This is a genomic window from Thauera sp. SWB20 (genome assembly GCF_000831325.1).
Classification (GTDB): Bacteria; Pseudomonadota; Gammaproteobacteria; order Burkholderiales; family Rhodocyclaceae; genus Thauera; species Thauera aminoaromatica.
In genome coordinates this window covers 318,213-342,324 of sequence record NZ_JTDM01000020.1, presented here as the reverse complement: position 1 = coordinate 342,324, position 24,112 = coordinate 318,213, and the positions used below count along the sequence as shown (strand labels likewise).

Here is a 24,112-nt window from a genome sequence, read left to right as displayed (position 1 = left end):
AGAGCATTCGCCCTGCCATACCGGGCGTTCGCATGGATGCAACAGACTGGACCGACCTCGCCCGCACTACAGGTGCAGATGGTCCGCGATGAAGTCGGCCACCTGCACCGGGTCGTTGAGGTCCAGCCGCGGCAGCGGTGCGGGCAACTCGGCGTCGGTCGCGATGGCGACGATGTGCGGATCGTGCGGATACAGCAGCGGCTCGGCGAGCCCCCGGCGATGCACCTCGATCTTGGGGATCGCCGCGCGCTTGAAGCCCTCGACCAACACCAGATCGCACGGTCCGAGGTGGGCAAGCAGCTCGTCGAGCGTCGCCTCGGGCCCGCCGCGCAGCTCGCGTGTCAGCGACCAGCGCTGGTCCGAGCTCACCATGACCTCGCGGCAGCCGGCCTGGCGATGGCGCCAGGAGTCCTTGCCGGCGTGGTCGATGTCGAAGCTGTGGTGGGCGTGCTTGACCAGCGACACCACCAGGCCGCGCGCGCTCAGCGCCGCGATCACCTGCTCCACCAGCGTCGTCTTGCCGCTGCCGGACCAGCCGGCGAAACCCATCACTTTCATGTCGCTTCCGTTTGTCCTGTTCCGTTCTCCCGTCCGCCGGGCGGCGGCGCGGGGTCCTTGCGATACACCGGCTCGGCGAGCAGGCTCACCGTGAAGGCCGCGCCCCGCCCGGGCGCGCTGTCCACCTCGATGCGGCCGCCGTAGCGCTCGACCAGGGTGTGGCTGATCGACAGCCCCAGCCCGGTGCCTTGGCGCTTCTTGGTGGTAAAGAAGGGATCGAAGATGCGCGCCAGGTCCTCGGCACGGATGCCGCCGCCGGTGTCGCGCACCGTGATGCGCACGCCGCGCGCATCCTGCCGCGGGTCGCGGTCGACCGTCTCCAGCGTCAGCGTACCGCCGGCCGGCATGGCCTGCACGGCGTTGACGATGAGGTTGATCAGCACCTGCTGCAGCTCCTGCAGGTTGATCTGCACCCGCGCGGTGGCGGCCAGGCGCTGCACCACCTTCACCTCGGCGCGCGCCAGATGCTGGCGCGTCAGCACCAGGCAGTCGGCGAGCGCGGCGTTCACGTCGACGTCCTCGACGTAGCCGGCGAACTCGCCCGGACGGGCGAACTGCAGCAGCTTGGTGACGATCAGGCGGATGCGCCCGACCTGCTCGTGGATCAGGCGGATCTCGTTGGCCACCGGCTGCGCCGCGGGGCCGAGTTCCTCGCGCAGCAGGTCGAGATTGCCCTGGATCACCGCGGTGGGATTGCTGATCTCGTGCGCGACGCCGGCGGTGAGCTCGCCGATCGCGGCGAGCTTCTCGCTCATCACCAGGCGGTGCTGTGCGGCGCGCAGCTCGGCGTTGGCGTCGGCGAGGTCGGCGGTGCGCTCGGCGACCTTGCGGTCGAGCGAGGCGTTGAGCGCCTGCAGCTCGGAGCGGCGCGCGGCCTGGTCGTCGAGCAGGTGGTCGAAGGCGGTAGCCAGGCGGCCGAGCTCGTCGCGGCTGGCGACGTCGCCGACGCGCGCCTGCTCGTCGCCGGCGTCGATGCGGCCGATGGTGGCGTGCATGCGCTCGATCGGGCGGAAGATGCCGCGCGCCCAATACAGCGTCAGCAGCGCGCCGGCGGCGCTGACCAGCAGCGCGAGCGCGCCGACCACCAGCAGGGCCATGCGCTTGGCGGCGCGGAAGGGCGCCTCGAGGAAGCCGACGTAGAGCATGCCGACGCGTTCGCCACGGCTGTCCACCACCGGCTCGTAAGCCGACACGTACCAGTCGTTGACCACGAAGGCGGTCTCCAGCCAGGTACGCCCGTGGTCGAGCACATGCGTGCGGACCTCGTCCGAGGCGCGCGTGCCGAGCGCGCGCGCGCCCTCGAACAGGCGCACGTTGGTGGCGATGCGCACATCGTCGACGAAGAGCGTGGCGGTGCCCTCGCTGCCCTCGGGCAGGCTGCCCTCGCGGTAGACGATGGCGTTGAGGGTATCGACGAAGTCGAGGTTGCCATTGAGCAGCACGCCGCCTTCGAGCACCGCGACCAGGTTGCCCGCGGCGTCGAGCACCGGGGCCGCCGCGTGCACCACCAGGCCGCGCTCCTCCTCGCCGCGCGAATCCGGCCGCGCGCGCGCCGTGGCCACCAGGGCAAGGCGGGCACGCTCACGCATGCCGGCGTCGATCGCCGCGAGCTCGGCGGGTGCGAAGCGCTCGACGACGCTGCCGCCGCGGGCGCGGATCGCCTGCTGCACGACGGGCCATCCACCACGCGCGCTCCCCGCCGCCAGCGCGGTCGACGCATGCAGCACGCGGCCATTGACGTCGAGCAGGTTGAGGAAGTCGAGCGCGAGTCCGCCCTTGCGCGCACCGAGCAGCGCGGCCACCGCTTCCGGACTCTCGTGCGCCAGGGTCTGCGCGAGCGCATGCGAGCCGGCGAGCCCCTGCACGTCGTTGCCGACGCCGTCGATCACGCGCTCGAAGTAACCGTGCGCGGTCGCCAGGTCGCTGGCGACCCGCGACACCATCAGGCGGTGGTAGTAGACCTCGCCCCAGTACCACAGCACGCCCATGATCAGCGGGAAGCCCAGCATCAGCGGCGCGAGCACGAGGGCGAGCAGCTTGGCGCGTACCGAGCCGCGCAGGCGTTCGGCGAGCCTCATCGCCCCGCTCCCGCACCGGGCCCCGCCATCCGGCGCAGCCTGCTCGCCCCGACCCCCGCCACGCTCAGGCCCGCCGCTCCGCACGCGCGGCCGCGGCGTCCTCGAGCGCCCACTCGGCGAACTTGCGCTCCAGGGTCTTGCGCGACACGCCCAGCCGGCGCGCGGCCTCGGTCTTGTTGCCCTCGCAGGCGGCGGTCACACGCTCGATGTGGCGGCGCTCGACCTCGGCCAGGCTCGCCTCCAGCTCGCCCGCCGGCGTCGGCAGGGCGGTCGGTGCGGCGGTCGGTGCGGCGCTCGGCTGCGCCGGGAAGTGGCCGAGAATCAGCGAACGCTCGATGTAGTTGCGCAGTTCGCGCACGTTGCCAGGCCAGGTGTAGCCGGCGAGCCGGCTCACCACCTCGTGCGAGAGCGGCAGCGGCGGCACGCCGAGCTGGACGGAAAACTGCTGCATGAAGTGGCGCATCAGCTCGGGGATGTCCTCGGTACGGTCGCGCAGCGGCGGCAGGCCGATGTCCACCACCGCGAGGCGGTAGTAGAGGTCCTCGCGGAAGCGTCCGGCGCGCACCTCGGCGGCGAGGTCGCGGTTGGAGGCGGCGATGATGCGTACATCCACCGGCAGCTCGCGCTCGGAACCGACCGGGCGCAGCTTGCGCTCCTCGAGTACCCGCAGCAGCCGGGTCTGCATCGCCAGCGGCAGCTCGCTGATCTCGTCGAGGAAGAGCGTGCCGCCGTGGGCGTAGTAGAACAGGCCGTTGCGGTTCTCGGTGGCGCCGGTGAAGGCGCCCTTGACGTGGCCGAAGAGCTCGCTCTCGATCAGCTCGGAGGCGATCGCCGCGCAGTTGAGCGGCACGAAGGGACGCTGCGCGCGCGGGCTGGTCCGGTGCAACGCGCGCGCCACCACCTCCTTGCCGGTACCGGATTCGCCCAGCAGCAGCACCGTGCTCGGCATCTGCCCGACGCGGCGCACCAGCGCGCGCAGCTGCTCCATCGCGGGCGAGTGGCCGATCAGCCCGGTGGGCTCGGCGCCCAGGCCGGCGAGCTCGCGGCGCAGCACGAAGTTCTCGCGCGCCAGGCCGGCACGCTCGAAGCAGCGCTTGATCGAGTTGAGGATCTGGTCGACGCGGAAGGGCTTGAGGATGAAGTCCGAGGCGCCGCCGCGCAGCGCGTCGATCGCGGTCTCCATGTCGGCGAAGGCGGTGATCAGGATCACGTCGCCGGCATAACCATGCTCGCGCAGCTCGTGCAGCCACTCGATCCCCGACTTGCCAGGCAGGGCGATGTCGAGGACCAGCAGGTCGAAATGCAGACGCGCCATCAGCACCGCGGCGTGCTCGGCATCGGCGGCCGACTGCACCATGCCGCAGCGGCGCGCGAGCGTGCGCTCGAGGAAATTGCGCATGCCCTCCTCGTCGTCGACCACCAGCACCGAGTGCGCCGGCCACTGGTAGTCGGCGAGCTCCACCGGGCGCGCGGGCTCGGCGCGCCCGACTCCGCCTTGCGCGAGCGCCTTCGCCTCGTCGCCCCGCACGCCGCGCGCCATCTGCACGTCGTCCCCGCCGCCCCCGATCCGTTTCGCGACCATGTTCAGAAGGGCTTCAAGACCACGAGGAACACCACCACGAACAGCACCAGCACCGGGATCTCGTTGAAATAGCGGTACCACACGTGGCTGCGCGTGTTGCGTCCCTCGGCGAAGGCGCGCATCAGGCGGCCGCAATACAGGTGGTAGGCGATCAGGAACACCACCAGCAGGGTCTTGGCGTGCAGCCAGCCGCCGGCGAAGTCGTAGCCGAACCACAGCCACAGGCCGAGGCCCACGGCGAGGATGCCGAGCGGCGTCATGAAGCGGTAGAGCTTCATCTCCATCATCGCCAGGCGCTCGCGGGTGGCGGCGTCCTCGACCATGGCGTGGTTGACGAACAGGCGCGGCAGGTAGAACAGGCCTGCGAACCAGCTCACGACGAAGACGATGTGAAAGGCCTTGAGGGTCAGCATGCGGGAAAGGGCTCCAGGTTCGATCGGGGAAGTTCGCCCGCGGCGCGGCAAAGCGCCGCGGTTCAGACGGGAACGGTCGCGGCGCGCAAGCCGTCGGCCACCGTCGGATAGCGCAGGTGCAGGCGCAGTTCCCGCTTCAGCCGGCGGTTGTCGAGGCGGCGCGACTCGCTCATGAAGGACAGCGCGAGCGGCGACAGGTGGCGGACGATCTCGGCGCGTGCCATGCGTGGCGGGCGCGCCAGGCCGAAACGCTCGGCGACCGCGTCGAAGTACTCGCCCATGCGCAGGCCGGAGTCGTCGCTGGCGTTGTAGGCCCGCCCCGGCCCGGCACGGAACAGCGCCAGGCAGGCGATGCGGGCGAGGTCCTCGGCGTGGATGTGGTTGGTGTGCACATCCTCGTCGGCGGCGAGCACCGGATCGCCGCGACGCAGGCGCTCGAGCGGCAGACGGTCGGCGGCGTAGATGCCGGGCGCGCGCAGCAGGGCGACCCGCACCCGGTTACGGCGGCCGAAGGCGCGCAGGCGGCGCTCGGCATCCACCCGTCGGCGGCCGCGCGCGGTCTGCGCCCGGCACGGCCGCGTCTCATCCACCCGGACACCTGCGCAGTCGCCGTAAACCCCTGTCGTGCTTATGTATACCACCCCCTGTGGTAGACTCGATCGACCTACCAGCGCGGCCAGCAGCCGCGCCATGCGCGGGTCGCCCTCGCCCGTCTGCGGCGGCGGCGCGAAGTGCAGCACCGCGTCGGCGATGCCGGCCAGGCGGCGCAGGCTGCGGCGGTCGTCGAGGTCGCCCGCGACCGGCACCGCGCCGAGCGCACGCAGTTCGGCGGCCGCCTCGGGCTGGCGGACGAGCGCGAAGACACGAAAGCGACGCACCAGCCATGGCAGCGCGCGGCGGGCGACGTCGCCGCTGCCGACGATCAGTATCCTTTTCATCGTTCGATTATCTCACGCACCATGAGCCACCGGATTTCCCTCCAGCCCGGCAACCACTCCTTCGAGGCCGACGACGACCAGACCGTGCTCGAGGCCGCGCTCGCCGCCGGCCTGCTGCTGCCGCACGGCTGCCGCGACGGCGCCTGCGGCGCCTGCAAGGGTCGCGTGCTCGAGGGCGAGGTCGAGCACGGCGAGCACTCGCCCGGCGCACTGAGCGAGGCCGAGCGCGCCGAGGGTCTGGCGCTGTTCTGCTGCGCGAAGCCGCTCGGCGACGTGATGGTGCAGGCACGCAGCGTGACGCGCGCCGGCGACATCCAGGTGAAGAAGCTGCCCTGCCGCGTGCAGAAGCTCGAGCGCCTGGCCGAGGACGTGATGCGGATCGAGCTCAAGCTGCCCGCGAGCGAGAACTTCGCCTTCCGCGCCGGCCAGTACATCGACATCCTGCTCGCCGACGGCCAGCGCCGCAGCTTCTCGATCGCCAACGCCCCGCACGACGCCCGCCATCTCGAGCTGCATGTGCGCCGCATCGACGGCGGCCGTTTCACCGGCCACGTCTTCGAGACCATGATGGAAAAGGAGATCCTGCGCTTCGAAGGGCCGCTGGGCAGCTTCTTCCTGCGCGAGGACTCCGCGCGTCCGATCGTGCTGGTGGCCGGCGGCACCGGCTTCGCACCGATCAAGGGCATCGTCGAGCACGCGATCCGGCTCGGCCTGCAGCGCCCGATCACGCTGTATTGGGGTGCGCGCCGGCGCGACGGGCTGTATCTCGACGCGCTCGCACGCGCCTGGGAGGCGGTGCTGCCCGGCCTGCGCTACGTCCCGGTGCTCTCCGACGAGGCCTGGGCGGGACGCGGCGGCCTGGTGCACCAGGCGGTACTCGAAGACTTCGCCGACCTTTCCGCGCACGAGGTCTATGTCTGCGGCGCCCCCGCGATGGTCGATGCCGCACGCGCCAGCTTTCACAGCGAACGCGGCCTGCCCGAGGACGCGTTCTTCGCCGACGCCTTCACCTTCGCCCAGCCCTCCGCCCGATGACCCGGAACGCCCGATGAGCCAGACCACCCTGCTGACCCGCGAGCCGGTCGTCAACAAGAACCGCGCGATCACCGCCAACCGCCTGATCGCCCACGGCCCCAACATCGCCTCGGTGGTCGAGGCGCTCTCCGCCCAGGCCGCGGTGTGGCCGACCCACCATCCGGTGTTCGTCAGCCTCGGCCGCCTGGTGCCGACGCCCGAGATCATGGAGTGGGCGATCCCCGGGAACGTGGCGATCGAGATCCCGGTGCAGACGCTCGCCCATCCGCACACCCAGGCGCTGATGGCGCGCCTGCGCGATGCCGGCATCGGCATGTGCCTCACCTGGTTCCAGCCCGAGGTCGCCCTGCCCGCCGGCCACGACTGGCGTTTCGTGCTCATCGACGCGCGCCGCCACCCTGCGCCCACCGGCTCGCCCGGCCTGAGCCTGGCCTGGGGCCTGGCTGACATCGGCGCCTTCCGCCAGGCCGTCGCGGCGGGCTACGACGGTGCCTCGGGCTGGTTCTTCCTGCACGGCAACGCGCCCGCCAAGAGCCTCACGCCGGGGCATGCGCAGATCGTGCGGCTGCTCAACCTGGTGCGCAACAACGGCGACATCCGCGAGATCGAGGGCGTCCTCAAGCAGGACGTGGCGCTCTCCTTCAAGCTGCTGCGCTACATCAACTCGGCCGGCTTCGGCCTCATGGTCGAGATCCAGTCCTTCCGCCACGCGGTCAGCATCCTCGGCTACGACGCCCTCAACAAATGGCTGTCGCTGCTGCTGGTCACCGCCAGCCGCGACCCCAGCGCCCCCGCGCTGATGCAGACCGCGATCGCGCGCGGCCGCTTCATGGAAGAGATCGGCGGCGGCTTCTTCGATGCCGTCGAGCGCGACAACCTCTTCATCACCGGCGCCTTCTCGCTGCTGCACACCCTGCTCGGCACCTCGATCCAGACCCTGCTCGAAGAGATGAACCTGCCGCCGCGGGTGAGCGAGGCGCTCCTCTACGGCCAAGGCGACTTCGCCCCCTTCCTGCACCTTGCGCAGTGCTGCGAGAGCTTCGACCCCAAGGCCTTGCAGGCGGCGGTGGACCAGCTCCACCTGAGCTGCGAGCAGGTCAATCGCGCACAGCTGGTCGGGCTCGGTTTCGCCGACAGCCTGCACGGCTGAACCTCGTCCAGCGCCGCACCCCGTTCGTCATTCCCGCTCGACCGCCACATCGTTCACGGCAAGGGGAAGGGCCGACGGGCTAGAATCCGTCGGCCCTTTTTCCAACCGTCCATCGCATGTTCGCCGCCAATTTCAGCGCCTTCGAGCTCCAGCCCCTGCCCGACGGCGCGTCGACGATCCTGCGCATGCTCGCCGCGCAGACGCCGAACTGGGCGGAGATCGCGCTCGTGGCCGCACGCGACCCCGCGCTGAGCCTGGCGCTGCTGCTGGCCGATCCGCTGCGCGCGGGCGAACTCCAGGACGGCCTCAATGCCGCCCTGCGGCGCCGCCTCGAGCGCATCGGCACCGACCTGCTGCGCGCCTGGCTGCTCGGTCTGGGCCACGTCGGCAACCAACCGGACGAAACCGCCGACGCCGCACTGCTGCGTGCCGAATGCGCGCTCCACCTCGCGATCGAGACCGAATATCCGCGCCCCGACGAGGCCTACCTCGCCGGCCTGTGGTTCGGCCTGCCGCGCTCGGCGGGGTGGGTTTCCGGGCGCCGGCCGACGCTGCCGGCCCTTGTCGCCGACTGCGGCCTGCCCGCGAGCCTGGCCGACGCGCTCGAGTTCGACGGCATGGATCCGGCCTGCGCGGGCGCGATGCATCCGCTGCTCGGCCTGCTCGCCGCCGCACGCCGGCTCGCCGGTGGCGACTGGCAGGAGCGCATCACGGAAGTCGCCGAGCTGACCGGACTCGAGAGCGCGAGCGTGGTGGCGCTGCGCACCGACGTCGGCTACATCCTGTCCGGGCATGCGTCCTACCCCGCCCTGCCCGGCCTGCCCAGCGCGGGCACGGGCGCGGCCTGCCCGACCCTGCGCCTCACGGACGACCCCTACCGCTACGCCGGCATGCTCGGCCTGCTCACCGCCGCCTTCGTCGACCTGGACGCGACGACCATCCGCGACCGCCTGGCGATCGCCTGCCCGCTGTTTGGCCTGCACACCCCACCGGTGCTGCTCGGCAGCGGCGAGGACGGTCGCCTGCGCCCGCTGCTCGGCGCCGCGGCGGGCAGCCCCGACCTGCTGATCGGCGAGCTGCGCCTGCGCCTGGACGACGAGACCAGCTGCATCGCCCTCGGCGCGCGCAGCGAGCAACCCTGCTCGCATTTCGGTGACGGCGGCCCGCCCGGGCGCAGCGTCGCCGACTGGCAGGTCGCACGCTGGCTCGGCCAGCCGGGCTTCCACGTCATCCCTCTGGGCGGCGCGGGCGACACCAGCGTGGCCCTCGTCGCCACCGCCTCCGCGCAGGCGCTCGACAGCGAGCTGCGCTGGCGCTACGCCGCCCTGCTCGGTGCCGCGGCGCGCGCGCTGCGCAGCCACGCCCGCCAGCGCGATGCGATCGCCGAGCGCGAGGCCGCGCTGCACCAGCGCTTCCGCGACCATGTGCGCCGCATCGCCCACGAGGCCAGCAACCCGCTCACGGTGCTCAAGACCCGCATCGACATGCTCGCCCAGGAGCGCTCCGGCGACAGCACGCTGCAAGACGAGATGAGCCTGCTCAACGCCGAACTCGACCGCATCGACAAACTCCTGCGCAGCGCCGCCGAACTGCCTGCCGAGACGGCCGAGATGCGCACCTGCCGGGTGCCCGAGCTGCTGCTGGACATGCGCACGCTGTACGGCGAGCCGCTCTTCGGCAGCCGCCAGATCCAGCTCGAGTTGCGCGCCGCGCGCGACGTGCCGCCGGCCGCGATCCCCGCATCGGCGCTCAAGCAGGTGCTGCTCAACCTGCTGCGCAACGCCTCCGAAGCGCTCCAGCCCGGCCAGCGCCTGGTCGTCTCGGTGCTGCCGCTGGTCAATGTCGACGGCCGCAACTGCCTGGAGATCCGCTTCGTCGACAACGGCCCCGGCCTGCCGGTGGAACGCGCCCAGGATCCGCTCAGCCCGCGCCCGAGCGCAAAGGGGGCGGAGCACCAGGGCCTCGGCCTCTCGGTGGTGCGCGAGATCCTCGCACAATGGGGCGGCACCCTGCTGTGCCGCACCCAGGCGGGCGCCGGCACGAGCTTCCAGATCTTCGTTCCGCTGGAACAAAGCGCCTGAGTGTTGCATCATGCGGCCGAACAAGCCCTCCACATCGCAGCCTCCGGGAGCCATGGTCACTCCGGCCGACAACGGGTTAAGGCCTCGGATCGACGCCACCGCCGGCGACGACGCCGACAGCGTCCGCATCCTGATCGTCGATGACGATCCGGCCCTGCGCCGCACCTTTCCGCATGCACTCGCCCGCCCCGGGCGCCTCTTCGACGAATGCGGCAGCATCGGCGAGGCGATCGGCCGCCTGGAGAAGCAGCGCTACGCGCTGATCCTGCTCGACTACCGTCTCCCCGACGCCAACGGCCTCGCGCTGCTCGACTGGCTGTCCGACCACCAGCGCGACGAGGCGGTGATCATCATCAGCGGCGAGGACGCGATCGACGCGGCGATCGGCGCGCTGCGCGGCGGCGCCGACGACTACGTGCGCAAGCCCTATCACGTGGCGCAGCTGCAGCGCGCGGTCGACGGCGCCCTGCACAAGGGCACGCTCGAACGCGCCAACAAGCTGATGAGCCAGCGCCTGAAGGATTCGGAGCGCCTGCACCGCTACCTGGTGGAGAGCTCGCCCGACATGATCTTCACCCTCGACGGCAGCGGCCGCTTCACCTACATCAACCCGCGCATCAAGGCCCTGCTGGGCTACGACCGCAGCGCGCTGGTCAAGCGCCCCTTCACCACCCTGGTGATGCCCGAGGACCTCGACCGCATCGACACCCTGCTCAGCCAGCCGAGCAGCCTGCCGGGCGAGAGCTTCCACGTCGAGCTGCGCCTGCGCTCGCGGCGCGACGGTGGTGGCGAGGGCGGCAGCGTCACCGTGTCGCTGACCGGCATCCCGATGGTCACGCAGGAGAACGACCGCCGCGTGATCGGCCTCTACGGCGTGGCGCGCGACATCTCCGAGCGCAAGCGCGCCGAGGAGATCATCTCCTTCCAGGCCTATCACGACCAGCTCACCCACCTGCCCAACCGGGTGCTGTTCAAGGACCGCCTCGAACTCGCGATCGCGCAGGCGCAGCGCCGCACCGGCGCGCTCGCGGTGATGTTCATCGACATCGACCGCTTCAAGCTGGTCAATGACACCTTCGGCCACGCCGAGGGCGACCTGCTGCTGCGTGCGATCGCCAGCCGGCTGTCGGCCACGCTGCGCCGCGGCGATACACTCGCCCGCCTCGGCGGCGACGAATTCACCGTGCTGCTCCCGGACATCAACCAGCCCGAGGACGCCGAGGTCATCGCGCGCAAGGTGCTCGACGCACTCGCCACCCCGGTGCGGCTCAGCCAGGGCGAATTCCGTGCCACGGTCAGCGTCGGCATCGCGCTCTTCCCGCGCGACGGCACCACTGCCGAGGACCTCACCCGCCACGCCGACGCGGCGATGTACCAGGTCAAGCGCTCCGGCAAGAACGCCTTCCGCTTCTTCGACCCCGAGCTCAACACCCGCCATCGCGACCGCATCGCGCTGGAGAACGACCTGCGCGGCGCGGTCGCCCGCGGCGAGCTCGACCTGCATTACCAGCCCCAGGTCAGCCTGGCGACGCGCGGCATCGTCGGCCTCGAGGCCTTGTTGCGCTGGAACCATCCGGGCCTGGGCGCGATTCCGCCCGCGACCTTCATCCAGGTGGCCGAAGAGGTCGGCCTCATCAGCGAGATCAGCAACTGGGTACTGGAGACGGCCTGCGCGCAGCTCGCACGCTGGCAGGCGGAGGGCGTCGGCGCCCCGCGCGTGTCGATCAACCTGTCGGCCTGCGACTTCCAGCGCGGCGACGTGGTCGGCAGGATCCGCGCCTGCCTCGACCGCCACGGCGTGGCACCGTCGTGCCTCGAGGTGGAGATCACCGAGGGCCTGATGATGGACGACACCGCCGACATCGCCGCCAAGGTGCGCGCGCTGCGCGAGGCCGGCATCAGCGTGGCGATCGACGACTTCGGCACCGGCTACTCGGCACTCGCCTACCTGCAGCGCTTCCCGGTCAGCACGCTGAAGATCGACCGCAGCTTCGTGCGTGACCTCGAAGGCCCGATGACCAACCCGATCATCTCGGCCATCACCGGCATCGCACGCGGCTTCGATCTCGACCTCGTCGCCGAAGGCGTGGAGAATCTTGAGCAGGCCGACGCGCTGCGCGCGCTCGGCTGCGAGGTGATGCAGGGCTACCTGTTCGCCCGCCCCGCCCCGGCCGGCGAGGTGCCGGGCTGGCTGCGCCAGCCCGAACGGCTCTTCCTCGGCGCCGGCAACGCGGACCTGCAGGCCGCACCGGCGTAAAAAAGCCGGCTTGCGCCGGCTTCGGAGGCACGCGGGCCGGCAGCGCCGGCCCGGAATGCGGCATTACTTGAGCGTCAGGATCCAGTCGACGAGCGCCTTGGCGTCGGCGGCATTGACCTGCGGGTTGGGAGGCATCGGGACCTTGCCCCAGGCGCCCACGCCGCCCTTCTGCACCTTGTCGGCGAGCATCGCCGCGGCATCGGCCTGGCCGGCGTACTTGGCGGCGACTTCCTTGTAGGAAGGGCCGACCAGCTTCTTGTCCACCGCGTGACAGGCCAGGCAGTTCTTGGACTTGGCCAGCGCCTCGGACGCGAAAGCGGGCGAAGCGGAGAGGAGACCAGCAGCGACCGCAGCAGCAACGAAAGCCTTCATATTCCTTACCTCTTGGTGTTGGTTGTTACCGGCAGGTATTAAACCACCGCATGCGCCGGTTTGGGCAGGGCCCGCATACGATGTTGCACATTTGCCGCGCCTGCGCTCACTGGCGCACTTCCATGGCCTCGTCCGCCCGCAGCCCCGCCCGGCTGGCGCGGAAGGGATTGATGTCCAGCCCGCCACGGCGGGTGTAGCGCGCCCACACCGCAAGCTCCTGCGGCTTGCAGCGCGCCATGAGGTCGCAGAACACGCGCTCCACGCACTGCTCGTGGAACTCGTTGTGGCCGCGGAAGGACACCACGTAGCGCAGCAGGCCCTCGCGGTCGATCGCCGCCCCGCGGTAGCGCACGACCAGGGTACCCCAGTCGGGCTGGCCGGTGACCAGGCAGTTCGACTTGAGCAGGTGCGAGTACAGCGTCTCCTCCACCTCCGGTCCCGCGGCGCGCAGCGTCTCCGGGCAGGGCTGGTAGCGCCCGATGTCGATCTCGAGCGCGTCGATGCAGACGCCCTCGGGGTAGCCGAAGCTGCGCCCGGGGCGTTCCTGCAGCGGCCGCAACACCACCGCCACCGCGGCGCCGGCCGCCGCCGAAAGGTCGCGCGCGATGGTCGCGCGCACTTCCTCGACACTCGCGCAGCGCTGCTGGTTGAACGAGTTCAGGTAGAGCTTGAGCGACTTGGACTCGATCAGTCGCGGCGAAGCCGCCGGCACGCGGAACTCGCCGAGGGCCACCACCGGCTTGCCGCGCGCGTCCAGCCAGGAGAGTTCGTAGGCGTTCCACAAGTCCTCGCCGCAGAAGGGCAGCATGTCGGCGCGCAGGCCGAGCTCGTCGCGCTTGAGCTGGCGCGAAATCGGGAACAGCAGCTCGGGCGCGTAGGTGTCGCGGTAGGCGACCGCCTGACCGAGCGGGGAGGATTCGGCGCCGTGGCGGCGCGGGGTGTCGGTGTTCATTCGTGCGGATCCCGCAAGACTTCAGAGGCGATTCGGGGCGAACAGGGATGCCAGATCGACATGGGCCTCGATCGCGTCGGCGAGACGGTCGAGATCGGCTTCGCGGCGAGCGGCGAGGTCGACCGGCCCGGATCCTTCCATCGCCTCCGCGTCCAGCCCCGCCCAGGCGAGCAGCGCCGCCAAGGCCGCGGGGGCGTCGAACAGGCCGTGGACGTAGGTGCCGAGGATCTGCCCGTCCGCAGAGCGCGCGCCGTCGGGCCGGGTCGGCATGGCCTCGTCGCCGTGCGCCAACCACAGCGCCGGCCTCGCCAGCGCCGGGCCGGAGCTCACGCCCATGTGGATCTCGTAGCCGGTGACGGCCGCACCGGGTTCACCTGCACACTCGGACCCGTCTTCGCGCGACAGGTTCGCGAGGCGGCCGCGCAGGTTGCGCAGCTGCTTGTGTTGTTCGAGCACCGTGTCCACCTCGAGCAGGCCCAGCCCGGCCATCGTTCCCGGCGCGCCTTCGAGGCCCAGCGGGTCGGACAGCTCGCGGCCGAGCATCTGGAAGCCGCCGCAGATGCCGATCAGCTTGCCGCCATAGCGCAGGTGGCGGCGGATCGCCGTCTCCCAGCCCTGCGCGCGCAGCCAGGCGAGGTCGGCCTGCACGCTTTTGGAGCCGGGCAGCACGATCAGGTCGGCAGGCGGAATCGCCTGCCCGGGGCCGATCCAGCGGAAATCCACCTGCGGGTGCAATCGCAGCGGATCGAGGTCGGTGTGGTTGGAGATGCGCGAGTACACCGGCGCGATCACGCGCAGCGCAGCCTCGCCCGCGCGCACGTCGGCGGCGCTGTCGGCGAGCGCGTCCTCGGCGTCGAGGAAGAGCCCGTGCAGGTAAGGCAGCACGCCGAACACCGGCCGCCCCGTGCGCGCCTCCAGCCAGTCGAGGCCGGACTGCAGCAGGCCGAGGTCGCCGCGGAAGCGGTTGATGACGAAGCCCTTGACGCGCGCCTGCTCGGAGGGCGAGAGCAGCTCGAGGGTGCCGACGAGGTGGGCGAACACGCCGCCGCGGTCGATGTCCGCAACCAGCACCACCGGCACGTCGGCGGCTTCGGCGAAACCCATGTTGGCGATGTCGCGGTCGCGCAGGTTGATCTCGGCCGGGCTGCCGGCGCCCTCGACCAGCACCGCCGCGTAGGCGCTGCACAGGCGGTCCCAGCTCTGCATCACCGCGGCCATCGCGGTGGGCTTGTAGGCGTGGTAGTCGCGCGCCGACAGGCTGGCGACGGCGCGGCCGTGGATGACGACCTGGGCGCCGATGTCGGTGGAAGGCTTGAGCAGCACCGGATTGAAGTCGGTATGCGGGGCGACGCCGGCGGCGAGCGCCTGCAGGGCCTGGGCGCGGCCGATCTCGCCGCCGTCGATGGTGACGGCGGAGTTGAGCGCCATGTTCTGCGGCTTGAACGGGGCGACCTTGATGCCCCGTCGGCGCAGCACGCGGGCGAGTCCGGCGACCAGCGTGGTCTTGCCGGCGTCGGAGGTGGTGCCTTGCACCATCAGCGTGATCGGGGGGGACATGGCGTAGAATCCTGCGGGTTTTGCTCGAAGGGGCGGGATTATCGCCGATTCGGGAGGGTACGGTGGGCGCCCGGGCTTGCGCAGGCTGCCCGGCCCGGCCCGGCGCGGGCGGGGCCGTGGTGCTTGCGGTTGTGTTCGCTGCTTGGGGTGATTCGCCCACGTTCCTTTATTGACTGTTCCGATGCCCTCTTCATTGCTGCTCGTCCTCACGCTCAAGATGGCCGCCGGCCTGCTCGCCGATCGCGTATTCGGCGAGGCGAGGCGCTTCCATCCGCTGGTCGGCTTCGGGCGCTGGGCGGGCTGGGTCGAGCGGGCCTGCCGCCGGCTGTTCTTCGGCACCAACGAGACCGGCATGCGCCTGGCAGGATTGCTCGCCTGGGCGCTCGCCGTGCTGCCTTGGGTGGCGCTCGCGCTGTGGCTGCGTACGCTCCATCCGCACGCGCACTGGGGGGTGGACAGCGCGCTGCTCTACTTCGCCCTCGGCGGACGCAGCCTGGCCGAGCACGCGCTGGCGGTGGCGACGCCGCTCGCCGCCGGCGACCTTGACGCGGCGCGCGCGCGGGTGGGCTGGATCGTGAGCCGCGACACCCGCGCGCTCGACGCGGAGGGCGTGGCCAAGGCGGCCACCGAGTCGGTGCTGGAGAACGGCAACGACGCGGTGTTCGGCGCGCTGCTGTGGTTCGTGCTCGGTGGCGGCGCGGGGGTGGTGCTGTTCCGCCTGGCGAACACGCTCGATGCGATGTGGGGCTACCGCACGCCGCGCCACCTGCACTTCGGCTGGGCTGCGGCGCGCATCGACGATCTGCTCGGCTGGCTGCCGGCGCGCCTCACCGCGCTCACCTACGCCTGGCTCGGAGACACCCGGCGGGCGCTCGCGTGCTGGCGCGCGCAGGCGCCCGCCTGGGACAGTCCGAACGCCGGGCCGGTGATGGCGGCGGGTGCGGGCGCGCTCGGCGTGCGCCTGGGCGGCGCGGCGACCTACCACGGCCGCGCGGAGCACCGCCCGGCACTGGGCGAGGGCCGTGGCGCCGACGTCGACGCCATCCGCGCGGCGGTAGCCCTGGTGCGGCGTGGTGCGCTGCTGTGGCTGGGGCTGACCGCGGTCCTCGGCGTCGCGACGACGCTGGCGGGAGGCGGCGGTGCTTGAGCACGGCGGCCGCCTGCGCCGCGCCGCCGAGCACTACGGTATCGCGCTTGCCGACTGGATGGACCTGTCCACCGGGATCAGCCCGTGGGCCTATCCGGTGCCGCCGGTGCCGGAGACGGCCTGGCAGCGCCTGCCCGAGGACGACGACGGCCTGGACGAAGCCGCCGCGCGCTATTACGGCAGCGCCGAATTGCTCGCGGTGGCGGGTTCTCAGCCGGCGATCCAGGCCCTGCCGGCGGTCCTGCCCGGCGCACGCGTCCGCCTGCTGGCGCCAGGCTACGCCGAGCACGCCCACGCCTGGCGCGAGCGCCGGCCACGGTCGATCGACGCGGAGGAGGTCGAGGGTGCGATCGACGACAGCGACGTGGTGGTGCTGGTGCAGCCCAACAACCCGACCGGCGTGCATTTCGACCGCGATCGCCTGCTCGACTGGCATGCCCGGCTCGCCCGCCGCGGCGGCTGGCTGGTGGTGGACGAGGCTTTCGCCGACACCACGCCTGCGCACAGCCTGGTGCCGCTCGCCGGTCGCCCCGGCCTGGTGGTGCTGCGCTCGCTGGGCAAGTTTTTCGGTCTGGCCGGGGCGCGCGTGGGCTTCGTGTTCGCACCCACCGAGGTCCGCACGGCGCTCGCCGAACGCCTCGGGCCGTGGACGCTGGCCGGTCCGGCACGCTGGGCGGCGCACCACGCGCTCGCCGACACCGCCTGGCAGGCCGCGCAGCGCGCCCGGCTGGACGCCGCGGGCGCGCGCCTGCACCGCCTGCTGCAGGCGCATGGACTGGAAAGCTGCGGGCCGGCCTTGTTCCAGTACGTCCGCCTGCCGCACGCGGCGCAGGTGCACGCGGCCTTCGCCCGCCGCGGCATCCTGCTGCGCCGCTTCGACGCCCCGCCCGCGCTGCGCTTCGGCCTGCCCGCGGACGAGCCTCGCTGGGCGAGGCTGGAGGCCGCCCTCGCAGACTGCCCGAATCTCCTCAAGGAGCCGTGATGAGTTCTCTCCCCTGCCGTCTTTCCGATGCAGCGGCCTCGGCCGCAGCGGCCACGCTGCTCGCCCTCGGCGGCCCCGCCTCCGCCGCGGGCGTCGAGCTGGTGGACGACACCGGCCGCAAGCTCGCGCTGGCCGCGCCGGCGCAGCGCATCGTCAGCCTCGCCCCGCACGTCACCGAGATGCTGTTCGCCGCCGGCGCGGGCGAGCGCGTGGTGGGCGCGGTGGACTACAGCGACTACCCCGAGGCGGCACAGCGCATCGCGCGTGTGGGCGGCTACACCCGGATCGACCTCGAGGCGGTCGCGGCGCTGCGCCCGGACCTGGTGATCGGCTGGCAGAGCGGCAACCGCGAAGGCGATCTCGCCCGCCTGCAGGCGCTCGGCATCCCGGTCTACCTGAGCGAGCCGCGCAACCTGGAAGACGTGGCGCGCAACCTGGAGCGACTCGGGCAGCTCGCCGGCAGCGAACCCGCCGCCCAGGCCGCGGCGAGCGCCTTCCGCGCGCGCCGCGAGCACCTCGCCGCCACGTATTCGGCACGCGACAAGGTGCGCGTTTTCTACCAGATCTGGGATCGCCCGCTGATGACGGTGAACGACCACCACCTGATCGCCGACGTGATCCGCCTCTGTGGCGGCGCCAACGTGTTCGGCGGGGTCGCCCACCTGACGCCGACGATCGGCGTCGAGGCGGTGCTCGCGGCCAACCCCGAGGTGATCGTGGCCTCGGGCATGGGCGAGGCCCGTCCGGAGTGGCTCGACCAGTGGTCGCGCTGGCCGCAGCTCGAGGCCGCGCGCCGCGACAACCTGTTCTTCATCCCGCCTGAGCTCATCCAGCGCCATACGCCGCGCATCCTCGACGGCGCGGCGCGCCTGTGCGGCCAGGTCGAGACCGCACGCAAGCGCCGCGGCGCCGCCTCCGCGGCGCTCACGCCCCCTGCAGCACCCGCTCCGGCGCGCGCGGACTGAGCGCCGGCGGGCAAGCGTCGCGCAGGCTCTCCAACCAGATCCGGTCGAAATGCCAGGCCAGGAAAGGCAGGCTGTCGCCGAAGAAATGCTGCGCCGCAGAAGGACCCGACACCTGCAGCCGCTCGGGCATGGCGACGCCGATCGCCACGAGGCGATCCTGCAGCGCGGGGTGGAAGGGGTCGCCGGCGTCCGCGCGCAGCACGCGCTGCGGATCGATGGCAGCGCTCGATTGGGCGAAGCCGGCGGCAAAGCCGTGCCCCATCTCGCGGTAGGGCCGCACGCAAGACGCCTCGTCGCACTCGGCCAGGGCATGCACGCGCGGCAGGTAGTCGTTGGCGAGGAAGTCCGCCTTGCAGCAGAGCTCGACCAGGGTCCCGGCAAGCAGCTCGGCCCCTACCAGGCGCACCGCGGTGCGGTCGGCGGCGTACTCCTCCATTTGCGCCAGCAGCAGCATCCTCATGCACAGGGCGTCGCCCTGGGGGTCGAACCAGGGAAAGCCGGACGGCAACGCGGCCGCAAGCTCGTCCAGCGTGCGCATCCACCACGCCTGCAGCCAACCGCTCCGGCCGTGCATCCCGCGCTGGCGTGCGACCATGTGGCCGATCTCGTGGGCGATCACCGCCGCGAGCTGGCGGGGGCCGAGCGCATGGGCCAGCGGCAGGCCGATCAGCAGATCGGTCGCCATCTCGCCGACACCCAGGTGGCGCGGGCGCTGCACGATCGAGGCGTTGATCTCGCCCGTCACGTAGATGCGCCGGATCGGGCTCACCCCCGCCACGTGCGCGAGCGCATCGACCAGCGCGTAGAGCTCGCCCACCCGTTCGCGCGCGACCGCCAGCCCGCAGGGCCGCGGCGCGAGGCTCGCCAGGGAGGCCAGCGTGGCCCAGATCGCGGCGATGCTGCCGAGCATGAAGAGCACCCAGAACAGCGTTTCCACCGGTGTGCCCCGGCCGATCGCCTCCCAGGTCGCCACGGCACCCACGACCGCCCCGCCGAGCAGGACGAGGATCGAACCGGACACGGCGAGCAGGCCGGCGAGCGCGCGCGCGCCCAGATCGCGGGAGAGCCGATCGTAGCGGCCGTCGAGGTCTTCGGAGAGCTGGATTTCGCGCACGGGAATACCCCTGCCGGGAACCGGGTTGTGTCGGATTGTAACCAAACCTTCATTCCATGACACGATCCAGCGCAAGATTCGCCAGCGCCCCCGAGGCCGCGGGGGCGGATTCGCGGTCGCCAGCGGGCCGAAATGGCTCGCCATTCCGGTGTGGAGCGCTTATAGTGCCGGCTTCGCTGCGGTGCACCAGTCACCCGCCGCGTTTCCTGCAACGATCCGTTCGCCCCCATGCGGCGCGGATCCCTCCCGCAGCCCGGATTGGTGTCGCATCGATGCATGCGACGGGCTCGCGCCGGACCATCGAATGAATCCCCAAGTCACCTTCGCCAGCCTCGGGCTGGCCGAACCCATCCTGCGCGCGGTCTCCGAGGCGGGTTACTCCACGCCCACGCCCATCCAGGCCAAGGCCATCCCGCAGGTGCTCGCCGGCGGCGACCTGCTCGCGGCGGCGCAGACCGGCACCGGCAAGACCGCCGGCTTCACGCTGCCGCTGCTGCACATCCTGTCGCAGACCCACACCCATCCGCACCCGCCCGGGCGCCCGCGCTGCCTGATCCTGACCCCCACGCGCGAGCTCGCCGCCCAGGTGCAGGAGTCGGTCGACACCTACGGCAAGCACCTGCCGCTGTCCTCGCTGGTCATGTTCGGCGGCGTGAACATCAACCCGCAGATCAGCGCACTGAAGAAGCGGGTGGACATCCTCGTCGCCACCCCCGGCCGCCTGCTCGACCACGTCGGCCAGAAGACGCTCGATCTCTCCGGCGTCGAGATCCTGGTGCTGGACGAAGCCGACCGCATGCTCGACATGGGCTTCATCCGCGACATCCGCAAGGTGCTCGCGCTACTGCCGAAGAAGCGCCAGAACCTGCTGTTCTCGGCCACCTTCTCGGACGAGATCCGCGAGCTCGCCCACGGCCTGCTGCACAACCCGGCAGAAGTGGAAGTCGCCCCGCGCAACACCACCGCGGAGCGCGTCGACCAGGCGGTGTACCTGATCGGCCAGAAGCAGAAGCGCGAACTGCTCGCCCACCTGATCAAGGAAAAGCAGTGGTTCCAGGCGCTGGTGTTCACCCGCACCAAGCACGGCGCCAACAAGCTCGCCGAGTACCTCACCAAGCACGACATCGGCGCCGCCGCGATCCACGGCAACAAGAGCCAGGCCGCGCGTACGCGCGCGCTGGCCCAGTTCAAGGACGGCTCCCTGCCGGTGCTGGTGGCCACCGACATCGCCGCGCGTGGCCTGGACATCGACCAGCTGCCCCAGGTGGTGAACTTCGAGCTGCCCAACGTCGCCGAGGACTACGTGCACCGCATCGGCCGCACCGGCCGCGCCGGCGCCGCCGGCAATGCGATCTCGCTGGTCGACAACGAAGAAATCAAACTGTTGACCGCGATCGAGCGCGTCATCAAGCGCCGCATCGAGCGCGCCGTGGCCGAGGACTTCGTGCCCAGCGCCGGCGGCGAGGCCGCACACGACGCCGACCACCAGCGCGAACCGCTGCAGCGCCGCGGCGGCCGCAACGGCCAGGGCCGCAGCCCCGCCGCCGCGCCCGCGCGCAGCGAGCTCGCAGGCGGCGGACGTGCTCCGGCCCAGCCCGGCGGACGTGCCCCCGCGCGCACCCGCGGCGAGGCCGACGGCAATCGCGCGGCGCGCACGGGCGAGGCGCGCGAGCCCAACGGCAACCGCGGCTCGGCTCCGCGCCCGGACGTCGATGGCAACCGCGCCGTGCCGGCCCGCCGTGTCGAGGTGGACGGCAACCGCGCACCGTCCGCCAACCGCCGCCCGGAGGGTAACGCGCCCCGCCCCGCCGGCGCGAACCCGCAGCGCCGCCCGCAGCCCCGCGCCGCCCTGTTCGCCGCCAAGCCGGGCGGCGACAAGCGCTGAGCAGGACGACCGGAAACAGCGAGGCCGTCGGCGCGGGTCCGAGATTCGCATAACCCGCGCCGATGGCCGCATCGCGACTGGTGTCGCTCCCACGAAAACCGGCATCGCGACCGCGGCGCTCCCGTCCCCACCGCTGCACATCGCTTGCCTTCCCGCCCCAGCTTCGCTTATCCTTCGCTCCGCATTCGATCCGGGTGCCCTGTCATAACTTCATATGACAGGGTGAAACGGGAAGTCCGGTGACGTCGTCCGCCTTGCGCGCGCACGACCATTCCGGCGCAGCCCCCGCTGCTGTGAGCCTGACGAATCCGCCAACACGCCACTGAGCCTTGCGCTCGGGAAGGCCGGCGGAGGAGGAAGACGGCAAGCCAGAAGACCGGCCCGATCGAGTACGGAACCCGCACCCGCCTGCAAGTGGCGTCGTGCGCGGTTCCAGGTTGATGTGAGCCCCGGGGTGTGGGTTCGATCCGACTGGTTTTCCGCCGGCTGCCCGTGTGCGCCGGAAGCTCCAGCCGACTCGTCGTGCAAGCGGTCTCCAGGCAATGCCGTGCCCGGCGTGCGCTCGCGGTTTCACCGCGTGCGTACGCCCACCGGCAGCGCCGCGCCCGCATGCCGCCCCCCGCCCGCGTGGTTCGCATCGTCGTTCCATGCACTCGTGGGGAGTCATCATGCACATCGAACCCGGCATCCTTTCCGGCGCCAAGATCGCCGCCGCCAACCTCGCCGCCACCGCGCTCGTCGCCGCCCAGGCGCCGCAACTTCTCAGGAAGCCGCAGCGCTTGCTGCGCACCCTGCTCGCAGCCCTGTTCTTCTCCGTCTTCATGCAGAGCTTCCATACGCCCGCCGGCGCATCGGAGCTGCACTTCATCGGCGCCATGCCGATCTACCTGACGCTCGGCTTCGTGCCCACCCTGCTCGGCTTCGGCCTCGGCCTGCTGCTTCAGGGCGGGGTCTTCGAGCCCGCCGACCTGCTGCATCTCGGGGTCAATTTCCTCTCGCTGGCCGTACCGCTGGTGGCGCTGCATGCCACGCTCGGCCGCAGGCTCGCCAGCGGCGCCGCGACGCGGGTGGGATCGGTGCTGAAGCTCGACGCCGCCTACTACGCCGGCGTCGCCGTCATGGTCGGCTTCTGGCTGGCCATGGGCGAGGTCGCCACGCCCTTCGCGGCATGGGCCGCCTTCGCCAGCGCCTACCTCCCGGTGGCGCTGATCGAGCCGGTGCTGACGGTCGCACTCGTCCGCCTGCTGCAGTCGCAGGCGCATCGTCCCCTCGTGCGGCTCTGCTTCGCCGTGCCGGCGCGCGGCTGATGACCGCGCTGCCGGGTACGGTCTGGTTCGTCGGCGCGGGCCCCGGCGACCCCGACCTGATCACCGTGAAAGGCCGCCGCCTGCTCGAGCGGGCGGGCGCGATCCTGTTCGCCGGCTCGCTGGTCGACCGCAGCGCGACGCAGTTCGCGCCCGCCCACTGCGAGATCCGCGACTCCAGGGACATGACGCTCGAGGGCATGAGCGCCTGGCTGCTGGACGCCTGCGCCCGCCATCCCGTCGTGGTGCGCCTGCAGACCGGCGACCCCGGCCTGTACGGTGCCCTGGTCGAGATGACGCGCCCGCTCGACGCCGCCGGCATTCCTTGGCGGGTGGTGCCGGGCGTGTCCTCGGCGATGGCCGCGGCCGCCGCCGCGGGCGAGACCCTGACCCTGCCGGAGGTGACGCAGACGGTGATCCTCACCCGTGTCGCCGGGCGCACGCCGATGCCGCCGGGCGAGGCGCTCGAGGCGCTCGCCGCGCACCGCACGACGCTGTGCATCTTCCTGTCGATCACGCTGCTGCACGAGGTGCAGCGTGCGCTGCGCGCCGCCGGCTGGCCGGAGGACGCCCCCATCGTGGTGGTGCACAAGGCGAGCTGGGCGGGCGCGGAGAAGATCGTGCGCGGCACGCTGGCCGACATCAAGCGCCGTTGCCAGGACGAGAAGATCGCCAGCCAGGCCATGATTCTCGCCAGTCCGGCGCTCGGCGCCCGCCTGTGGCCCGACCTCGCACGCTCGAAACTCTACGACCCGGGCTTCGGCCACCGCTTCCGCAAGGCGTCGATGCCGGCCGCCGCGGCCGGCATCGCCACCGGAGAAACCGCATGAACAAGACCGCCATCCTTCTCGTCGGCCACGGCTCGCGCAACCGCGAGGGCAACAAGGAGATCCTCCACTTCGCCGCACAATGGCGCGAACGCCATCCCGGCTGGCGCATCGAGACCTGCTTCATCGAGCACGCCGACGTGCTGCTCGACGAGGGCCTCGACCGCGCCGCGCACGCGGCGCACCGTGTCGTCACGATTCCCTTCATCCTCAACGCCGCGGGCCACGTCAAGATGGAGCTTCCGGCTGCGATCGAGCGCGCCCGCGCCCGCCACCCCGGCGTCGCCTTCGCCTGCGCCCGCCACCTCGGCATGGGGCGCGAGCTCTTCGCCGTACTGCGCGGCCAGCTCGACCGCCTGCTGAGGCAGCTCGACATGCCCGACCCGCACACCACCGGCGTGGTGCTGCTCGGCCGCGGCTCCTCGGACGCCGGCGCCAACGGCGAGTTCGCCAAGATGGCGCGCTGGCTCTTCGAGGACGGCGACCACGAGCTGGTCGACCTCGCCTTCACCGGCGTGACCTGGCCGCGACTCGAGACCGTGGTGCAGCGCCAGGCCCGCCTGGGCATGACGCAGATCTGCATCGTGCCGGTGTACCTCTTCACCGGGGTGCTGATGGAGCGCATCCGGGCACAGGTCGAGCGCCTGCGGCGCCAGTACCCGCAGCTCGCCTTCGCGCTCGGCACCCACTTCGGCTTCGACGAGGGCATCTTCGCGCTGCTCGACCGCAGGGTCGACGACCACGAAGCACCCGAAGGCGGACTGCTGGAGTGCGACGGCTGCAGATACCGCCTCGCCGCCGAGGCCGCGCACCTGCACGAGCACAGCCCCACGCACGCCCGTCACGCCCCTGCGCACCACGAGCACGACCATGGCCATGCATACGCTCGCCCCCATGACCACGCGCACGCCTGAA

The 24,112-nt window shown here is 71.7% G+C and carries 20 protein-coding genes and 1 riboswitch; of the genes, 11 read left to right on the top strand and 9 right to left on the bottom strand.

Features of this window, described 5'->3' with window-relative positions; genetic code table 11:
• Nucleotides 1-66: 66 nt before the first annotated feature.
• The 5 genes from mobB to PO78_RS15455 form a co-directional block, all read right to left on the bottom strand.
• Complete coding sequence (mobB, locus tag PO78_RS15475) at nt 67-558, bottom strand: molybdopterin-guanine dinucleotide biosynthesis protein B (protein WP_043745032.1); 492 nt, start codon at nt 556-558, stop codon at nt 67-69.
• Nucleotides 555-2,636, bottom strand: a complete 2,082-nt coding sequence (locus tag PO78_RS15470; protein ID WP_043745027.1) for a sensor histidine kinase — start codon at nt 2,634-2,636, stop codon at nt 555-557. The genes mobB and PO78_RS15470 overlap by 4 nt, the downstream gene beginning before the upstream one ends.
• A gap of 64 nt (nt 2,637-2,700) precedes the next feature.
• Complete coding sequence (locus tag PO78_RS15465) at nt 2,701-4,218, bottom strand: sigma-54-dependent transcriptional regulator (protein ID WP_043745024.1); 1,518 nt, start codon at nt 4,216-4,218, stop codon at nt 2,701-2,703.
• A 2-nt stretch (nt 4,219-4,220) separates the two neighbouring features.
• The gene (locus PO78_RS15460) at nt 4,221-4,631 is read right to left on the bottom strand and encodes a CopD family protein (protein ID WP_043745021.1); all 411 of its coding nucleotides are present in this window, start codon (nt 4,629-4,631) and stop codon (nt 4,221-4,223) included.
• Nucleotides 4,632-4,693: 62 nt separating this feature from the next.
• The gene (locus tag PO78_RS15455; protein ID WP_043745019.1) at nt 4,694-5,569 is read right to left on the bottom strand and encodes an SDR family oxidoreductase; all 876 of its coding nucleotides are present in this window, start codon (nt 5,567-5,569) and stop codon (nt 4,694-4,696) included.
• Between the two features lie 21 nt (nt 5,570-5,590).
• Here PO78_RS15455 and PO78_RS15450 point away from each other — a divergent pair, with 21 nt between their 5' ends.
• The 4 genes from PO78_RS15450 (at nt 5,591) to PO78_RS15435 (ending at nt 12,092) form a co-directional block, all read left to right on the top strand.
• Entirely contained in the window at nt 5,591-6,604 is a 1,014-nt protein-coding gene (locus tag PO78_RS15450) for a CDP-6-deoxy-delta-3,4-glucoseen reductase (RefSeq protein WP_043745016.1), read from the top strand.
• A gap of 13 nt (nt 6,605-6,617) precedes the next feature.
• Complete coding sequence (locus tag PO78_RS15445) at nt 6,618-7,754, top strand: EAL and HDOD domain-containing protein (protein WP_004321998.1); 1,137 nt, start codon at nt 6,618-6,620, stop codon at nt 7,752-7,754.
• A 116-nt stretch (nt 7,755-7,870) separates the two neighbouring features.
• Complete coding sequence (locus PO78_RS15440; RefSeq protein ID WP_043745013.1) at nt 7,871-9,835, top strand: sensor histidine kinase; 1,965 nt, start codon at nt 7,871-7,873, stop codon at nt 9,833-9,835.
• A gap of 52 nt (nt 9,836-9,887) precedes the next feature.
• Nucleotides 9,888-12,092: an EAL domain-containing response regulator gene (locus tag PO78_RS15435; RefSeq protein ID WP_043745010.1), complete on the top strand. Its 2,205-nt coding sequence runs from the start codon at nt 9,888-9,890 to the stop codon at nt 12,090-12,092.
• A gap of 63 nt (nt 12,093-12,155) precedes the next feature.
• Here the strand turns inward: PO78_RS15435 and PO78_RS15430 are convergent, their stop codons facing one another.
• The 3 genes from PO78_RS15430 to PO78_RS15420 all read right to left on the bottom strand — a co-directional run bounded on the left by PO78_RS15430 (nt 12,156) and on the right by PO78_RS15420 (nt 14,973).
• Nucleotides 12,156-12,464, bottom strand: coding sequence for a c-type cytochrome (locus PO78_RS15430; RefSeq protein ID WP_004321994.1), 309 nt, complete (start codon nt 12,462-12,464; stop codon nt 12,156-12,158).
• 106 nt (nt 12,465-12,570) lie between these two features.
• Entirely contained in the window at nt 12,571-13,416 is an 846-nt protein-coding gene (queF, locus tag PO78_RS15425; protein WP_043745007.1) for an NADPH-dependent 7-cyano-7-deazaguanine reductase QueF, read from the bottom strand.
• 21 nt (nt 13,417-13,437) lie between these two features.
• Nucleotides 13,438-14,973, bottom strand: coding sequence for a cobyric acid synthase (locus PO78_RS15420; protein ID WP_004321990.1), 1,536 nt, complete (start codon nt 14,971-14,973; stop codon nt 13,438-13,440).
• A gap of 181 nt (nt 14,974-15,154) precedes the next feature.
• Here PO78_RS15420 and cbiB point away from each other — a divergent pair, with 181 nt between their 5' ends.
• Genes cbiB through PO78_RS15405 form a run of 3 tightly spaced genes read left to right on the top strand, consistent with a single transcriptional unit; the run spans nt 15,155 to nt 18,067 of the window.
• Nucleotides 15,155-16,120, top strand: a complete 966-nt coding sequence (cbiB, locus tag PO78_RS15415) for an adenosylcobinamide-phosphate synthase CbiB (RefSeq protein WP_012586096.1) — start codon at nt 15,155-15,157, stop codon at nt 16,118-16,120.
• Nucleotides 16,113-17,102: a threonine-phosphate decarboxylase CobD gene (gene cobD, locus PO78_RS15410; protein WP_043745004.1), complete on the top strand. Its 990-nt coding sequence runs from the start codon at nt 16,113-16,115 to the stop codon at nt 17,100-17,102. The genes cbiB and cobD overlap by 8 nt, the downstream gene beginning before the upstream one ends.
• Nucleotides 17,102-18,067 carry a cobalamin-binding protein gene (locus PO78_RS15405; protein WP_043745002.1) on the top strand — a complete coding sequence of 322 codons (966 nt, stop codon included), beginning with the start codon at nt 17,102-17,104 and terminating at the stop codon, nt 18,065-18,067. Before cobD ends, PO78_RS15405 begins: the two co-directional genes overlap by 1 nt.
• Here PO78_RS15405 and PO78_RS15400 read toward each other — a convergent pair.
• The gene (locus tag PO78_RS15400) at nt 18,027-19,181 is read right to left on the bottom strand and encodes a M48 family metallopeptidase (protein ID WP_041589696.1); all 1,155 of its coding nucleotides are present in this window, start codon (nt 19,179-19,181) and stop codon (nt 18,027-18,029) included. The two genes, PO78_RS15405 and PO78_RS15400, sit on opposite strands and share 41 nt — an antisense overlap.
• A 304-nt stretch (nt 19,182-19,485) precedes the next feature.
• Between PO78_RS15400 and PO78_RS15395 the strand changes: the two genes are divergently transcribed.
• The 4 genes from PO78_RS15395 to PO78_RS15380 all read left to right on the top strand — a co-directional run bounded on the left by PO78_RS15395 (nt 19,486) and on the right by PO78_RS15380 (nt 24,111).
• Nucleotides 19,486-21,066, top strand: a complete 1,581-nt coding sequence (locus PO78_RS15395) for a DEAD/DEAH box helicase (protein ID WP_043745000.1) — start codon at nt 19,486-19,488, stop codon at nt 21,064-21,066.
• Between the two features lie 174 nt (nt 21,067-21,240).
• A riboswitch (cobalamin riboswitch) is annotated at nt 21,241-21,465 on the top strand.
• A gap of 269 nt (nt 21,466-21,734) precedes the next feature.
• Nucleotides 21,735-22,373 (top strand): energy-coupling factor ABC transporter permease, encoded by a 639-nt coding sequence (locus PO78_RS15390; protein ID WP_004306985.1) that lies wholly within the window; start codon nt 21,735-21,737, stop codon nt 22,371-22,373.
• Nucleotides 22,373-23,200 carry a precorrin-4 C(11)-methyltransferase gene (cobM, locus tag PO78_RS15385; RefSeq protein ID WP_004306982.1) on the top strand — a complete coding sequence of 276 codons (828 nt, stop codon included), beginning with the start codon at nt 22,373-22,375 and terminating at the stop codon, nt 23,198-23,200. Before PO78_RS15390 ends, cobM begins: the two co-directional genes overlap by 1 nt.
• On the top strand, nt 23,197-24,111 hold the full coding sequence (locus PO78_RS15380) for a sirohydrochlorin chelatase (protein WP_043744997.1): 915 nt from the start codon (nt 23,197-23,199) through the stop codon (nt 24,109-24,111). Before cobM ends, PO78_RS15380 begins: the two co-directional genes overlap by 4 nt.
• Nucleotide 24,112: the final 1 nt, after the last annotated feature.